The following is a 14,625-nucleotide window of genomic DNA, read 5'->3' on the forward strand; positions in this document are numbered from 1 at the left end:
CTGACGTGCAGGGTGCGGCGGCCGGGGAGTGCGGCGGTGTCAGGACGCGCTGCGAGCGTCGTTCTTCTCGGTGAGCATGTCCACACCGCGCGAGATGACTTCACCGTACAGGTCATCCGGGTCGAGCCTGCGCAGCTCCTCCGCCAGGCAGTCGCGGAGGCTCCGGCGCGGCAGGGAGATGTCGTGGACGGGCTGGTCCGGCTGCGTCAGCGTCGCGACGTTCGGGATCGAGCGCTCGAGCTCGATCACGCCGGACTCGCGGAAGAGGCGCACCCCGTGGATCCCGCTGGACCCGGTCGCGCTGATGGTGAGCTCGTGGTCGACGGGGATGTCGAGCTCGAGCTGCAGCCAGGCCGCGAGCAGGATCGTCGAGGGGGAGTCCGGCGCGCCGGAGACCTCGACGGCCGTGATCGGCTCGTACGGCGGCTGGTCGAGCACCGCGGCGAGCTGGGCGCGCCAGAGAGTGAGGCGGGTCCAGGCGAAGTCGGTGTCGCCGGGGGCGTAGGTCGAGGCGAGATGGTGCAGAGCCTCGGCCGGGTTGGACTGCGCGGAGGCGTCGGTGATCCGGCGCGTGGCGATGCGGCCGATCGGCGACTTCGAGGCGCTGTCTGGCGCGCTGTTCGGCCACCAGGCGACCACGGGGGCATCCGGGAGCAGGAGCCCGGTGACCAGGCTCTCCTCGTCGGTCGCCGCGTCGCCGAACGGGCGCAGCACGACGACCTCGCTCGCGCCGGCGTCGCCGCCCACGCGGATCTGCGCGTCGACGCGCGGGGTGGCGTCGACGGGGACCGTGGTCAGCCCGTCGTCCTTCGAGACGACGATGACGCGCATCGGGTGCTCGCGGGAGGCGTCGTTGGCAGCGTCGATCGCCTCCTCCTCCTGGCCTCGCGAGGTCGCGATGATGAGGGTGAGCACGCGGCCGAGGGCGACGGCGCCGCCCTCCTCGCGGATCTTGACGAGGGTCTTCGAGACCTCGCTCGTCGTGGTGTCGGGCAGATCGACGATCACGGGCGCCTCCAGGTGCGGCCGTCGCGAGCGAGGAGCTCGTCGGCGGAATCGGGGCCCCAGGTTCCGGGGCGGTACTGCTCGGGCTGGCCCTGCGTGGCCCAGTACTCCTCGATCGGGTCGAGGATCTTCCAGGACAGCTCGACCTCCTCGTGCCGCGGGAAGAGCGGCGGCTCGCCGAGGAGGACGTCGAGGATGAGGCGCTCGTAGGCCTCGGGGCTCGCCTCGGTGAAGGCGTGGCCGTAGCCGAAGTCCATCGTGACGTCGCGGACCTGCATCCCCGCGCCGGGGACCTTCGAGCCGAAGCGCATGGTGACGCCCTCGTCGGGCTGGACGCGGATGACCAGGGCGTTCTGGCCGAGCGAGGTGGTCTGGCTCTCGGCGAAGAGCTGCTGCGGCGCGCGCTTGAAGACCACGGCGATCTCGGTGACGCGGCGGCCCAGGCGCTTGCCCGCGCGCAGGTAGAACGGCACTCCGGCCCAGCGGCGGGTGCCGATGTCCAGGCGCATCGCGGCGAAGGTCTCGGTCGTCGAGGTGGGGCTCATGCCGTCCTCCTCGAGGAAGCCGAGCACCTTCTCGCCGCCCTGCCAGCCGCCGGAGTACTGCCCGCGGGCGGTGACGGTCGACAGGTCCTTCGGCAGGCGGACGGCCGCGAGGACCTTCTCCTTCTCGGCGCGGAGGTCCGCGGCGTCGAACGAGATCGGCTCCTCCATCGCCGTGAGGGCGAGCAGCTGGAGCAGGTGGTTCTGGATGACGTCGCGCGCGGCGCCGATGCCGTCGTAGTAGCCGGCCCGGCCGCCCACTCCGATGTCCTCGGCCATGGTGATCTGCACGTGGTCGACGTAGTTCGAGTTCCAGAGGGGCTCGTACATCATGTTGGCGAAGCGCAGCGCCAGGATGTTCTGGACCGTCTCCTTGCCGAGGTAGTGGTCGATGCGGAAGACGGAGTCCGGCGGGAAGACCGACTCGACGACGGCGTTGAGCTCGCGGGCGGTCTTCAGGTCGCTGCCGAAGGGCTTCTCGATGACGACGCGGCGCCACTGGCCGTCCTTCTGCTCCGCGAGGCCCGAGTTGCGGAGCTGCTCGGTGACCTGGGGGAAGGACTTCGGCGGGATCGAGAGGTAGAAGGCGAAGTTGCCGTTCGTGCCGCGCTCGCGGTCGAGCTCGTCGACGGTCGTCTTCAGGCGGCTGAAGGCCTCGGGGTCGTCGAACTCGCCCTGCACGAAGCGGATGCCCTGCGCGAGCTGCGTCCAGACCTCCTCGTGGAACTCGGTGCGGGCGTGCTTCTTGACCGAGTCGTGCACGACCTTCTCGAAGTCCTGGTCGTCCCAGTCGCGGCGGGCGAAGCCGACGAGCGCGAAGCCGGGAGGAAGCAGGCCGCGGTTGGCGAGGTCGTAGACCGCCGGCATGAGCTTCTTGCGGGAGAGATCGCCGGTGACGCCGAAGATGACGAGGCCGCTCGGCCCCGCGATCCGGTTCAGCCGGCGGTCGAAGCTCAACCGCAGCGGATTGAACTCGGGAGTGATGTCCACAGACATGTGCAGTGTCCTTCTGTGTGCCGCGGGCCGGCGGAGCCGGCGCCTCGGCGCACTGCTATCGGTGACGGAGGGGGAGTGGTGACGCCTGCCCGCTCCGCTGAGGGCTTGCGAGCGCGGCCGGGGCGGACCGCGCGGACGACCGCGGGCGCGGCGCCCCGCCTCCGCGAGGAGGACGGGACGCCGCGCCCGGCGGATCAGGTGTTGAGCGCCTCGAAGAGGGCCTCGAGGTCGGCCTCGGGGTCCGTCAGCGTCAGCGTCAGGACCGGGCGGCCGTGCTCGGCGAGCACGCTCGCGTCGCCCGCGGCCTGGGCCTGGATCAGCTGGCCGAAGGTGAACGGGCTCTCGGGGATCTCGAGATCCGTGCTCGCGCGCTCGGCGATCTGGAGGAAGACGCCGGTCGGCGCTCCGCCCTTGTGGTACTGACCGGTCGAGTGCAGGAAGCGCGGGCCCCAGCCGAAGGTCACCGGACGCTTCGACTGCGCGGCGAGGAGGTCGCGGACGCCCTCCAGCTGCGGCAGCGCGAGGCGGTCGACGTAGGCCTGGATCGACACGTAGCCGCCCTCGCCCAGCTGGGCGAGGAGGCGGTCGACGGCGGCCGCGACGGTCGAGACGCCCTCGGTCACCTCCGACGTGCCGGTGACCTCGATGCCCGCGTCGGTGAACGCCGGTGCGGCGGGCTCGGGACGCTTCTCGAGCAGGGCCCGGGTCGCGACCTTCGCCGACTCGACATCGGGCTGGTCGAACGGGTTGATCCCGAGCAGGCGCCCGGCGACCGCGACCGCGTACTCCCAGGTCAGCATCTGCGCGCCGAGCGAGCCGGACAGGAGGATCTCGCCCTCGTGCCGGTCGCGCGGGAACAGGTGCAGCGCGCTCGCGTCCTCGACCAGGCGGACGACCTGCACGTCGGCGAGGTCCTCCGACAGCTCGGGGGCGAGGGTGCCGAGGACGACGGGGAGGATGCCCGTGCCGTCCTTGCCGGTGGACTCGGCTATGAGCTGCTCGGCCCAGTCGGCGAAGCCCACGATGTGCGTGCCGTCGGCCACGATCGCGAGCTTGTCGCGACGGGGGCTGGTGGCGGCGATCGCGGCGCCGAGGAGCAGACCCGGGTTCTCCGGGGTGTCCACGGCCAGGCCGAGGGAGGCCTCCGCCGCCTCGTCGAGGAGGGCCTCGATGTCGGCGCCGGCGAGTCCGGACGGCACGAGGCCGAACGCGGAGAGCGCCGAGAAGCGGCCGCCGATGTTCGGGTCAGCGTTGAAGACCCGGTAGCCGGCCTCGCGCGAGGACGAGTCGAGCGGCGAGCCGGGGTCGGTCACGATGACGATGCGGTCGAGCGGGTCGATGCCCGCCTCGGTGAACGCCTTCTCGTAGGCCTTCTTCTGGCTGGCGGTCTCGACCGTCGAGCCGGACTTGGACGAGATGACGACCGCGGTCGACGCGAGGCGGTCGTTCAGGGCGGCGAGGACCTGCCCGGGCGCGGTGGAGTCGAGCACGGTGAGCTCGACGCCGGCGGTCCGGGTGATGACCTCGGGCGCGAGCGAGGAGCCGCCCATGCCGCCGAGCACGATGTGATCGATGCCCTTGGCCTGGAACTCCTCGCGGAGCGCCAGGATCTCGGGGATCAGCGGGCGGGAGACCGTGGTCGACTCGGTCCAGCCGAGGCGCTTCGCGGACTCCTCCTCGGCCGCCGCACCCCAGAGGGTGGGGACCTGGGCGGTGATGCCCGAGGCGACCTCGTCGGCGACGAGCTCGGGCACGACGCGGTCGGCGGCCTTCTCGGCGTCACCGCTGAGGTGGATCTGGATCGCCATGATCAGGCCTTCGCCTTCGCGCCCTCGAGCGCGGCGGTGACGGTGTCGAGCAGCTCGTTCCAGGAGACGACGAACTTCTCGACGCCCTCCTTCTCGAGCAGCTCGGTGACCTCGGCGTAGGAGACGCCCTGCGCGGCGACGGCGTCGAGGACGGCGTTGGCGTCGGCGTAGGAGCCGGTCACCGTGTCGCCGGCGATGACGCCGTGGTCGAAGGTCGCCTCGAGGGTCTTCTCGGGCATGGTGTTGACGACGCCCGCGGCGACCAGCTCGGTCACGTAGAGGGTGTCGGGCAGATCGGTCGACTTGACGCCGGTCGAGGCCCACAGCGGCCGCTGGCGGTTGGCGCCGGACTCCTGCAGGAGCAGCGCGCGCTCGGTGGCGAACGCCTCGACGAAGACCTCGTAGGCGAGCTGCGCGTTGGCGACGCCGGCCTTGCTCTTCAGCGCGAGGGCCTCGTCGGTGCCGACGGCCTCGAGGCGCTTGTCGATCTCGGTGTCGACGCGCGACACGAAGAACGAGGCGACGGAGTGGATCGTCGACAGGTCGATGCCGGCGTCCTTGGCCTTCTCGAGGCCGGCGAGGTACGCGTTGATGACGGCGCGGTAGCGGGCGAGCGAGAAGATCAGCGTGACGTTGACCGAGATGCCGGAGCCGATGGCCTCGGTGATGGCCTCGAGGCCCTCGACGGTCGCGGGGATCTTGATCATCGCGTTCGGGCGGTCGACCTTGGCCCAGAGGGCCTTGGCCTGCTCGATGGTGCCCTGCGCGTCGTGCGCGAGGCCCGGCTCGACCTCGATCGAGACGCGGCCGTCGTAGCCGTTGGTCGCGTCGTAGATCGGGCGGAAGACGTCGGAGGCGGCGGCGACGTCGTCGGTGGTGATCGCGAAGACCGCGTCGGTCACCGAGGTGTCGGCGGCGGCGAGCTCCTCGACCTGCTCGTCGTAGGACTCGCCCTTGGCGAGGGCCGCGGCGAAGATCGTGGGGTTGGTCGTGACTCCGACGACGTTCTTCTCGTCGATGAGCTTCTGCAGCCCGCCGCTCGAGATGCGCGAGCGCGACAGGTCGTCGAGCCAGATGCTGACGCCGGCGGCGGAGAGGTCTGCGGTGGGGGTGTTCTCGGTCATGTCTCTTCTTCTCGCTAGATGGTGCGGGTCGGTGGGGAGTCGTGGGGCCGACGGCGAAGGCCGCGCCCGGGTGGACGCGGCCTTCGTGGTCAGGACGCCGCGAGCGACTCCTTGGCGGCGGTGATGGCCGCCTCGGTGGTGATCCCGAACTCGCGGAACAGGGTCTTGTAGTCGGCGGAGGCGCCGAAGTGCTCGATGGAGACCGAGCGGCCGGCGTCGCCGACGTACTTCTGCCAGCCGAGGCTGAGGCCGGCCTCGATCGAGACGCGCGCCTTCACGGCGGAGGGCAGCACCTTCTCGCGGTACTCGGCGTCCTGCTCCTCGAACCACTCGAGCGACGGGGCCGAGACGACGCGGGCGTTGACGCCCTCGCCCTTGAGCAGCTCGCGCGCCTCGACGGCGATCTGCACCTCGGAGCCGGTGGCGATGAGGATCACGTCCGGGGTGCCGTTCGGCGCCTCGGCGAGGATGTACGCGCCGCGGGCGACGTTCGACGCGTGGGCGAAGGTCTCGCCGGTGGCGTCGCCCTCTCCGCGCTCGAAGACGGGGATGTTCTGGCGGGTCAGCGCGAGGCCGGCCGGGCCCTCGCGGCGCTCCAGGATCGTCTTCCAGGCGTAGGCGACCTCGTTGGCGTCGCCGGGGCGGACGATGTCCAGTCCCGGGATCGCGCGGAGGGCCGCCAGCTGCTCGACCGGCTGGTGCGTCGGGCCGTCCTCGCCGAGCGCCACGGAGTCGTGGGTCCAGACATAGATGGCCGGCGCCTTCATGAGCGCGGCGAGACGGACCGCCGGGCGCATGTAGTCGGAGAAGATCAGGAAGGTGCCGCCGAAGGGGCGGGTGTTGCCGTGCAGGACGATGCCGTTGAGGATCGCGCCCATGGCGTGCTCGCGGATGCCGAAGTGCAGCACGCGGCCGCCCTTCTTGCCGGTCCACTCGTGGGTCGAGAACTCGCTCGGCACGAAGGAGCCGGCGCCCTCGATGGTCGTGTTGTTCGACTCGGCGAGGTCGGCGGAGCCGCCCCAGAGCTCGGGCACGACGCCGGCGAGGGCGTTGATGACCTTGCCGGACGCGGCGCGGGTCGACACCTCCTTGCCGGGCTCGAAGACCGGGAGGGCCTCCTGGACGCCCTCGGGGAGGTCGCCGCTCAGGACGCGGTCGAGCAGGACCTTCTTCTCGGGGTTCGCGGTCGCCCACGCCTCGAGCTGCTCGTTCCACTCGGCGTGCTGCGCCTGGCCGCGCTCGACGGCCTTGCGGGTGTGCTCGATGACCTCGTCGGCGACGTCGAAGGTCTTCTCGGGGTCGAAGCCGAGCACCTCCTTGAGGCCGCGGAGCTCGTCGGCGCCGAGGGCGGAGCCGTGGATCTTGCCGGTGTTCTGCTTCTTCGGCGAGGGCCAGCCGATGATCGTGCGCAGGATGATGAGCGACGGCTTGTCGGTCTGGCCCTTGGCGGCCTCGATCGCGGCGTGCAGCTCGGCGACGTCCTCGTGGTACTCGCCGGTCTTCTTCCAGTCGACGACCTGGACCTGCCAGTCGTAGGCCTCGTAGCGCGCCTTGACGTCCTCGGTGAAGGCGATGTTGGTGTCGTCCTCGATCGAGATCTGGTTGGAGTCGTAGATGACGACGAGGTTGCCGAGCTGCTGGTGGCCGGCGAGCGAGGAGGCCTCGCTGGTGATGCCCTCCTGCAGGTCGCCGTCGCCGGCGATGACGTAGACGAAGTGGTCGAACGGCGAGGTGCCCGCGGCGGCCTCGGGGTCGAACAGGTCGCGCTCGAAGCGCGCCGCGTAGGCGAAGCCGACGGCCGAGGCGAGACCCTGGCCGAGCGGGCCGGTGGTGATCTCGACGCCGTCGGTGTGGCCGTACTCGGGGTGGCCCGGGGTCTTCGAGCCCCAGGTGCGCAGCGCCTTGAGGTCGTCGAGCTCGAGGCCGTAGCCGCCCAGGTAGAACTGGACGTACTGCGTCAGCGAGGAGTGGCCGACCGACAGGATGAAGCGGTCGCGGCCGATCCAGGTGGCGTCGGACGGATCGCGGCGCATGACCTTCTGGAACAGGAGGTACGCGGCCGGCGCGAGGCTCATGGCGGTGCCGGGGTGGCCGTTGCCGACCTTCTCGACCGCGTCCGCGGCGAGAACCCTCGCCGTGTCGACTGCCTTCTCGTCAATGGAATCCCATTGCAGTTCTGACACTAGGTACTGACCCTTCTCGAGACGTGGGGCAGACGGGGACCGTCCGCCCTCTCGCATGGTGGAGCGCGCATGACGACTTCGACACGATGCTTCCGACGACGCCCCGTTCGGCCTCGCGCGACTGATCAGTCGGGCGGAACTCGGGTGCGGGCCGGGCGCTCTGGCGAGCAGTTCCGAGTATACGGAGGGGGGTGCGCCGGGGATCGGGGGTTGCGCCTCGCATATGTCGGCGTCCGATTGGACAAGCGTGCACTCCGGGCCCGACCCCGTCCGGCGCGCATTACACTCGTTCGGGATCATCGATCGTTAGAGGAGCAATGGACGTAGTCGCAGAGACCACCGCGATCGAGCGGGGAGGGCCCGTCCGGTCGCCCCTGTCGCGCAAGGTGAGGGCGTACGTCGCGCTGACGAAGCCGCGGGTGATCGAGCTGCTGCTCGTGGTCACCGCGCCCACGATGATCCTGGCGCAGAACGGGATCCCGAACCTGCTGCTGGTCCTCAACGTCCTCATCGGCGGGGCGCTCAGCGCCGGGTCGGCCGGCGCGTTCAACTGCTACATCGACCGCGACATCGACCGCGTGATGAAGCGGACCCGCAACCGCCCGCTCGTCACCGGCGAGGTCTCCGACCGGGAGGCGCTGGTCTTCGCGACCACGATCGGCGTGCTGTCGATCGTCTGGCTCGGCCTGACCGCCAACTGGCTGGCCGCGTCGCTCTCGCTCGCCGCGATCCTCATCTACGTGCTCTTCTACACGCTGTTCCTCAAGCGCCGCACGCCGCAGAACATCGTCTGGGGCGGCATCGCGGGCTGCATGCCCGTGCTGATCGGCTGGGCCGCGGTCACGAACTCGCTCGACTGGGCGCCGATCATCCTGTTCTCGGTCATCTTCCTCTGGACGCCGCCGCACTACTGGCCGCTCTCGATGAAGTACCGCGAGGACTACCGCGCCGCCGGCGTGCCGATGCTCGCCGTCGTCCGCGGGCGCAGCATCGTCGGTCTCCAGGTCATCCTCTACGCGTGGGCCACCGTCGCGTGCTCCCTGCTGCTCATCCCCGTCGCCGGCATGGGCGTCGTCTACACGGTCGTCGCCCTCGCCAGCGGTGTCTGGTTCATCGCCGAGACGCACCGCCTCTACAGCCTCGCGATCCGTCACGAGCACGTCTCGCCGATGCGCGTCTTCCACGGCTCGATCGGATACCTCACGCTGCTGTTCCTCGCCGTCGGCATCGACCCGCTGCTGCCGTTCTGATGGTGACGCCGTTCTCGTTCCTCGCCGAGCGGGTCACCCTGAGTCCCCGCGCCCTGCGCTGGGGGACGACGGCCGCCCTCGTCGCGAGCATCCTGATCATCTTCTTCGGCGGCGTCGTGCGCCTGACCGGCTCGGGCCTCGGCTGCCCGACCTGGCCCGCCTGCGACGCGGGCTCGCTGACCTCGACGCCCGAGCTCGGGATCCACGGCTTCATCGAGTTCACCAACCGCGCCTTCACCGGCGTGCTGATCGTCGCGGTCGGCTGGGCCATCACTGCGGCCCGGCTGCAGAAGCCGCGCGACCGCACGATGACCCGCCTGGCCTGGTCGCAGTTCTGGCTCGTGGTGGCGAACGCGCTCGCGGGCGGAGCGACCGTGCACTCGGGCCTCAACCCCTACATCGTCGCTGGTCACTTCATGCTCGCGATCGCCCTGCTGACGACCACGGCGCTGACCTGGCACCGCGCGCACCGCTCGCAGTCCGTCGCGTTCGAGCCGGACGCGCTGACGCGCGGCGTGAGCATCGCGCTCGTCGCGGTGACGCTGGCCGTGATCGCCGTCGGCACCCTGGTGACCGGCACCGGTCCGCACGCGGGCGACTCGGCCGAGGTTCCGCGGATGCGGTTCCACTGGGAGAGCGTCACCGTCGTGCACGGGGTCCTCGGGACGGGCACGCTCGTGCTCGGCCTCGTGCTGCTGGTGCTGCTGGCGCGCGTGCCGGGCTCCGAGCTGGCACGGCGCCGCGTGATCACCTTCCTCGTCGTGGTGGGGCTGCAGGCGCTGGTGGGCGTCGCCCAGTCGCTCCTCGCCCTGCCGGAGGCGCTCGTCGCCGTCCACCTCCTCGGCTCCGCGTTCGTGTGGGTCGGTGCGCTGCGGGTCCTGCTCGACGTGAATCCGCAGCTCTTCACGGTGCGCGCTCAGCGTCGGCAGGCCGTCGAGGAGCTCGCGCCCGCGCTCTGACTCGGACGGTGGTCGGCTCGGGGGCCCTTCCCGCCCGACCGCAGGTGCCGGCGCAGCCGGACCAGTGCGAGCGCGAGCCGCGGCAGCGGGAGGCACCGCGCGAGCGGCTCGGCCAGCGAGCCGAAGTCGCGGGCGAGCCTCGGCTCCAGGCCGGTGCGCGCGAGCGCGAGGAGGAGGCGGGGGAGGGTCGGGATGCTGTCGTCGTTCGTCATGCGGACACTCCAGCACGGACCACCGACACGGGTGTGGTCATGCGGGTCTGGCGGCGCGGGCTCCGGTGCCCGGGCGACACCCAGGTGCAGAGGTTCCACTGGGAGCACGGCTTCCGTAGGATGAGTAGTTGGTTCAGGTTCGACGCGGGACGCGTCGGTCGCCGTGACGGCGAGACCCGGACCTCGGCCCGATGGAGCGCCACCGCAAGCCTCAGGACTTCCCGGGACGCACCGCTCCGCTCCGCCCATCGACTCGATGGCGTGATCGGCCCGGATGCGCTCCTCGGATCCCCCTCGGGGAATGACTCCGGAACCCGACCGGTTACCAGTGGGTAGGAAACGAGGTACTTATGTCAGACATCCTGATCGACCGCCCCGAGCTCGCGAGCCTGGGCGTCTACGAGTTCGGCTGGTCCGACTCGGACTCCGCCGGCGCCTCAGCGCGCCGCGGCATCTCGCCCGAGGTCGTCTCCGACATCTCCGCGCTCAAGAACGAGCCGGCCTGGATGCGCGAGCGGCGCATGAAGGCGCTCGCCCTCTTCGAGCGCAAGCCGATGCCCACCTGGGGCGCCGACCTGTCGGACATCGACTTCGACAACATCAAGTACTTCGTCCGCTCCACCGAGAAGCAGGCGCAGACCTGGGAGGACCTCCCGGACGACATCAAGAACACGTACGAGAAGCTCGGCATCCCCGAGGCGGAGCGCCAGCGCCTCGTCGGCGGCGTGGCCGCGCAGTACGAGTCCGAGGTCGTCTACCACCAGATCCGCGAGGACCTGGAGGAGCAGGGCGTCATCTTCATGGACACCGACACCGCCCTCCGCGAGCACCCCGAGATCTTCGAGGAGTACTTCGGCACGGTCATCCCGGCCGGCGACAACAAGTTCGCCGCGCTGAACACGGCGGTCTGGTCCGGCGGCTCGTTCGTGTACGTCCCCAAGGGCGTGCGCGTCGACATCCCGCTGCAGGCCTACTTCCGGATCAACACCGAGAACATGGGCCAGTTCGAGCGGACGCTGATCATCGCGGACGAGGGCAGCTACGTCCACTACATCGAGGGCTGCACGGCGCCGATCTACAAGTCGGACTCGCTGCACTCGGCCGTCGTCGAGATCATCGTGAAGAAGAACGCCCGCGTGCGCTACACGACGATCCAGAACTGGTCGAACAACGTCTACAACCTCGTCACCAAGCGCGCGATCGCTCACGAGGGCGCGACGATGGAGTGGATCGACGGCAACATCGGCTCCAAGGTCACCATGAAGTACCCGTCGATCTTCCTGGTCGGCGAGCACGCCAAGGGCGAGACCCTCTCCGTCGCGTTCGCGGGCCCCGGCCAGCACCAGGACGCCGGCGCGAAGATGATCCACATGGCTCCGTACACGCAGTCGTCGATCGTCTCCAAGTCGATCGCCCGCGGCGGTGGCCGAGCCGGCTACCGCGGCGAGGTCCGGGTGGACGCCAACGCGCACCACTCCGCGAACACGGTGCGCTGCGACGCGCTCCTGGTCGACACGATCTCGCGCTCGGACACCTACCCGGCGATCGACATCCGCGTGGACGACGTCCAGCTCGGCCACGAGGCCACGGTCTCGAAGGTCAGCGAGGAGCAGCTCTTCTACCTGATGTCCCGCGGCATGCCGGAGGACGAGGCCATGGCCATGATCGTCCGCGGCTTCATCGAGCCGATCGCGCGCGAGCTGCCGATGGAGTACGCCCTCGAGCTCAACAAGCTCATCGAGATGGGGATGGAGGGCAGCGTCGGCTGACGCTCGCCCCACCGGCCCCGAGGCCGCCCGAGTCGGGCGGCCAGCACCCTTCGAAAGGAACCACCGCCTGATGACGGTCCCCACGAGCGCCCCGACGTCCCCTGCGATCGACGGCGCGGACGCCGCCGCGCGCCTGGGCATCGCCGCGCACTCCGACGGGGCGTTCACGCCCGTGCAGACCCGCTCCGAGCGCTTCGCGTCCACCGACGTCGACGCCTTCGAGACGGTCACCGGTCGCGAGATCGCCTGGAAGCTGACCCCGGTCGCCCGCCTCGGCGACCTGATCGACGGCCCCCTCAACGGCTCGCCGACTCCACTGGAGTCGACGGCGGTCGAGGGCGTCGACGTCTCCTGGGTCGGTCGCGACGACGCGCGGATCGGCACCGCCGGCCTCCCCGAGGACCGCGCCGCCGCGAACGCCTGGTCGCAGTTCGAGCAGGCGCTCTCGATCCGGGTGACCGGCGAGGACGAGAAGGTCGCGACGCTCGTGCGCACCGGTCTCGGCTCCGCTCCCCGTGCCGCGCACACGATCATCGAGGCCGCGCCGTACGCGCGCGGCGTCGTCGTGCTGCAGAACGAGGGCGAGGCGACTCTCGCCGAGAACGTCGAGGTCCTCGTCGGCGAGGGCGCGCAGCTGACCATCGTGACGCTGCAGGAGTGGGCCGACGACGCCCGCCACCTCGCGAACCACTTCCTCCGCGTCGGCCGCGACGCGAAGGTCAAGCACATCGTCGTCACCCTCGGCGGCTCGATCGTCCGGGTGAACCCCTCGGCGCACCTCGTCGAGCGCGGCGCCGACGGCGAGCTCCTCGGCCTGTACTTCGCCGACGGCGGCCAGCACCTCGAGCAGCAGGTCTACGTCGACCACGACGCCCCCGACACCCGCAGCCGCGTCACCTACAAGGGCGCGCTGCAGGGTCAGGGCGCGCGGACGGTCTGGATCGGCGACGTGCTGATCCGCCAGAGCGCGAACGGCACCGACAGCTACGAGCAGAACCGCAACCTGGTCCTCTCGGACGGCACGCGGGCCGACTCGATCCCGAACCTCGAGATCGAGACCGGCGACATCGCCGGAGCGGGCCACGCCTCGGCGACCGGCCGCTTCGACGACGAGCAGCTCTTCTACCTGCAGTCGCGCGGCATCCGCGAGGATGAGGCGCGCCGCCTGGTCGTTCGCGGCTTCCTCAGCGAGATCGTGCAGCAGATCGGCGTGACCGAGCTCGAGGACCGCCTCCAGCTCGCGATCGAGGCCGAGCTGGCCGGCAGCGCCGGGCAGACCGGCGCGTACACGCCGGAGGTGTCCGCATGAGCGACGCCGCGAAGATCTGCGCCGCCTCGGAGCTGATCCCCAATCAGGCCGTCCGCTACGTCGTCGACGGCATCGCCATCGCGATCGTGCAGGACACGGCCGGCGAGATCCACGCCATCGGCGACACCTGCACGCACGGCGAGGTCTCCCTCGCCGAGGGCTTCGTCGAGGACGACACCCTCGAGTGCTGGGCCCACGGCTCGGCGTTCTCGCTGCGCACCGGCGCCCCCCTGAACCTGCCGGCCTTCGAGCCGGTTCCCGTCTTCGTCGTCGAGGTCATCGACGGCGACGTCTACATCGACCCGACCGTCACGAAGGAAGTCTGAATGTCCGTTCTCCAGATCAGCGATCTCCACGTCAGTGTCGAGACCGAGCAGGGGACCAAGCAGATCCTCCGCGGTGTCGACCTCACCATCAACCAGGGTGAGATCCACGCCGTGATGGGCCCGAACGGGTCCGGCAAGTCCACCCTCGCGTACACGATCGCGGGCCACCCGAAGTACCACGTCGACGGCGGCTCGATCACCCTCGACGGCGTCGAGGTCCTCGACATGACCGTCGACGAGCGCGCTCGCGCCGGCCTCTTCCTCGCCATGCAGTACCCGGTCGAGATCCCCGGCGTGACCAACACCAACTTCCTCCGCACGGCCAAGACCGCGATCGCGGGCGAGGCGCCGGCGATCCGCACCTGGACCAAGGACGTCAAGAAGGCCATGGCCGACCTGCGGATGGACCCGTCCTTCGCGGCGCGCAACGTCAACGAGGGCTTCTCCGGCGGCGAGAAGAAGCGCAACGAGATCCTGCAGCTCGAGCTGCTCGCCCCGCAGTTCGCCGTCCTCGACGAGACCGACTCCGGCCTCGACGTCGACGCGCTCAAGATCGTCTCGGAGGGCGTCAACCGCGCCCACGCCTCGACCGGTCTCGGCGTCCTGCTGATCACGCACTACACGCGGATCCTGCGCTACATCCAGCCCGACTTCGTGCACGTCTTCGTCGCCGGCCGGATCGCCGAGCAGGGCGGCAAGGAGCTCGCGACCCGTCTCGAGGACGAGGGCTACGACCGCTTCCTCGCCCCGGCGACGGCCTGATCATGGCGGTCACCACGCTCGACCCGAAGCTCTTCGACCAGGTCGAGGAGGCGCTCAAGGACGTCATGGACCCCGAGCTCGGCGTCAACGTCGTTGACCTCGGTCTCATCTACGACCTGGGCTGGGACGACGAGAACGACGCCCTGGTCATCCACATGACGCTGACGTCGGCGGGCTGCCCGCTGACGGACGTGCTCGAGGAGCAGACCGCGGAGTCGCTCGACGGCGTCGTGGAGGCGTTCCGGATCAACTGGGTCTGGATGCCGCCGTGGGGTCCGGACCGGATCACCGAGGACGGCCGCGACATGATGCGCGCCCTCGGCTTCTCGATCTAGAGCCGCGCCGCTCGATCGGCGTCAGGTACGGGGAAGGGCCCGGAG

At 70.4% G+C, this 14,625-nt stretch carries 13 protein-coding genes; 7 read left to right on the plus strand and 6 right to left on the minus strand.

What is annotated here, in order from left to right:
- Positions 1-39 precede the first annotated feature (39 nt).
- The 5 genes from MT355_RS13995 to tkt all read right to left on the minus strand — a co-directional run bounded on the left by MT355_RS13995 (position 40) and on the right by tkt (position 7,658).
- The gene (locus MT355_RS13995) at positions 40-1,008 is read right to left on the minus strand and encodes a glucose-6-phosphate dehydrogenase assembly protein OpcA (RefSeq protein ID WP_123735792.1); all 969 of its coding nucleotides are present in this window, start codon (positions 1,006-1,008) and stop codon (positions 40-42) included.
- On the minus strand, positions 1,005-2,543 hold the full coding sequence (gene zwf, locus MT355_RS14000; RefSeq protein ID WP_123704307.1) for a glucose-6-phosphate dehydrogenase: 1,539 nt from the start codon (positions 2,541-2,543) through the stop codon (positions 1,005-1,007). The genes MT355_RS13995 and zwf overlap by 4 nt, the downstream gene beginning before the upstream one ends.
- A gap of 194 nt (positions 2,544-2,737) precedes the next feature.
- On the minus strand, positions 2,738-4,351 hold the full coding sequence (locus MT355_RS14005; protein ID WP_123446274.1) for a glucose-6-phosphate isomerase: 1,614 nt from the start codon (positions 4,349-4,351) through the stop codon (positions 2,738-2,740).
- 2 nt (positions 4,352-4,353) lie between these two features.
- Positions 4,354-5,475 carry a transaldolase gene (gene tal, locus MT355_RS14010; protein WP_123446275.1) on the minus strand — a complete coding sequence of 374 codons (1,122 nt, stop codon included), beginning with the start codon at positions 5,473-5,475 and terminating at the stop codon, positions 4,354-4,356.
- A gap of 89 nt (positions 5,476-5,564) precedes the next feature.
- Positions 5,565-7,658 carry a transketolase gene (gene tkt / locus MT355_RS14015; RefSeq protein WP_243599976.1) on the minus strand — a complete coding sequence of 698 codons (2,094 nt, stop codon included), beginning with the start codon at positions 7,656-7,658 and terminating at the stop codon, positions 5,565-5,567.
- 317 nt (positions 7,659-7,975) lie between these two features.
- Here tkt and MT355_RS14020 point away from each other — a divergent pair, with 317 nt between their 5' ends.
- Together MT355_RS14020 and MT355_RS14025 are read left to right on the plus strand one after the other, a co-directional pair.
- Complete coding sequence (locus tag MT355_RS14020) at positions 7,976-8,908, plus strand: heme o synthase (protein ID WP_123735788.1); 933 nt, start codon at positions 7,976-7,978, stop codon at positions 8,906-8,908.
- Positions 8,908-9,867: a heme A synthase gene (locus MT355_RS14025; RefSeq protein WP_243599977.1), complete on the plus strand. Its 960-nt coding sequence runs from the start codon at positions 8,908-8,910 to the stop codon at positions 9,865-9,867. Before MT355_RS14020 ends, MT355_RS14025 begins: the two co-directional genes overlap by 1 nt.
- Here MT355_RS14025 and MT355_RS14030 read toward each other — a convergent pair.
- On the minus strand, positions 9,825-10,079 hold the full coding sequence (locus MT355_RS14030; protein WP_243599978.1) for a hypothetical protein: 255 nt from the start codon (positions 10,077-10,079) through the stop codon (positions 9,825-9,827). The two genes, MT355_RS14025 and MT355_RS14030, sit on opposite strands and share 43 nt — an antisense overlap.
- 350 nt (positions 10,080-10,429) lie before the next feature.
- Between MT355_RS14030 and sufB the strand changes: the two genes are divergently transcribed.
- The 5 genes from sufB to MT355_RS14055 all read left to right on the plus strand — a co-directional run bounded on the left by sufB (position 10,430) and on the right by MT355_RS14055 (position 14,580).
- On the plus strand, positions 10,430-11,848 hold the full coding sequence (gene sufB / locus MT355_RS14035; protein ID WP_123446280.1) for a Fe-S cluster assembly protein SufB: 1,419 nt from the start codon (positions 10,430-10,432) through the stop codon (positions 11,846-11,848).
- A gap of 70 nt (positions 11,849-11,918) precedes the next feature.
- Positions 11,919-13,157, plus strand: a complete 1,239-nt coding sequence (gene sufD / locus MT355_RS14040; RefSeq protein WP_243599979.1) for a Fe-S cluster assembly protein SufD — start codon at positions 11,919-11,921, stop codon at positions 13,155-13,157.
- Positions 13,154-13,483 (plus strand): non-heme iron oxygenase ferredoxin subunit, encoded by a 330-nt coding sequence (locus tag MT355_RS14045; RefSeq protein WP_123735785.1) that lies wholly within the window; start codon positions 13,154-13,156, stop codon positions 13,481-13,483. Before sufD ends, MT355_RS14045 begins: the two co-directional genes overlap by 4 nt.
- On the plus strand, positions 13,484-14,245 hold the full coding sequence (gene sufC / locus MT355_RS14050; protein ID WP_123446283.1) for a Fe-S cluster assembly ATPase SufC: 762 nt from the start codon (positions 13,484-13,486) through the stop codon (positions 14,243-14,245).
- Positions 14,246-14,247: 2 nt separating this feature from the next.
- On the plus strand, positions 14,248-14,580 hold the full coding sequence (locus MT355_RS14055; protein ID WP_123446284.1) for a metal-sulfur cluster assembly factor: 333 nt from the start codon (positions 14,248-14,250) through the stop codon (positions 14,578-14,580).
- The last annotated feature ends 45 nt before the right edge of the window (positions 14,581-14,625 follow it).

Source organism: Rathayibacter sp. VKM Ac-2929 (genome assembly GCF_022815495.1).
Classification (GTDB): Bacteria; Actinomycetota; Actinomycetes; order Actinomycetales; family Microbacteriaceae; genus Rathayibacter; species Rathayibacter festucae.

What these genes read in the sequence shown, in the direction of transcription:
- zwf (WP_123704307.1), bottom strand. Translation starts at nt 2,543, where the DNA reads ATGTCTGTGGACATCACTCCCGAGTTCAATCCGCTGCGGTTGAGCTTC.
- MT355_RS14005 (WP_123446274.1), bottom strand. Translation starts at nt 4,351, where the DNA reads ATGGCGATCCAGATCCACCTCAGCGGTGACGCCGAGAAGGCCGCCGAC.
- tal (WP_123446275.1), bottom strand. Translation starts at nt 5,475, where the DNA reads ATGACCGAGAACACCCCCACCGCAGACCTCTCCGCCGCCGGCGTCAGC.
- MT355_RS14020 (WP_123735788.1), top strand. Translation starts at nt 7,976, where the DNA reads ATGGACGTAGTCGCAGAGACCACCGCGATCGAGCGGGGAGGGCCCGTC.
- MT355_RS14025 (WP_243599977.1), top strand. Translation starts at nt 8,908, where the DNA reads ATGGTGACGCCGTTCTCGTTCCTCGCCGAGCGGGTCACCCTGAGTCCC.
- MT355_RS14030 (WP_243599978.1), bottom strand. Translation starts at nt 10,079, where the DNA reads ATGACGAACGACGACAGCATCCCGACCCTCCCCCGCCTCCTCCTCGCG.
- sufB (WP_123446280.1), top strand. Translation starts at nt 10,430, where the DNA reads ATGTCAGACATCCTGATCGACCGCCCCGAGCTCGCGAGCCTGGGCGTC.
- sufD (WP_243599979.1), top strand. Translation starts at nt 11,919, where the DNA reads ATGACGGTCCCCACGAGCGCCCCGACGTCCCCTGCGATCGACGGCGCG.
- MT355_RS14045 (WP_123735785.1), top strand. Translation starts at nt 13,154, where the DNA reads ATGAGCGACGCCGCGAAGATCTGCGCCGCCTCGGAGCTGATCCCCAAT.
- sufC (WP_123446283.1), top strand. Translation starts at nt 13,484, where the DNA reads ATGTCCGTTCTCCAGATCAGCGATCTCCACGTCAGTGTCGAGACCGAG.
- MT355_RS14055 (WP_123446284.1), top strand. Translation starts at nt 14,248, where the DNA reads ATGGCGGTCACCACGCTCGACCCGAAGCTCTTCGACCAGGTCGAGGAG.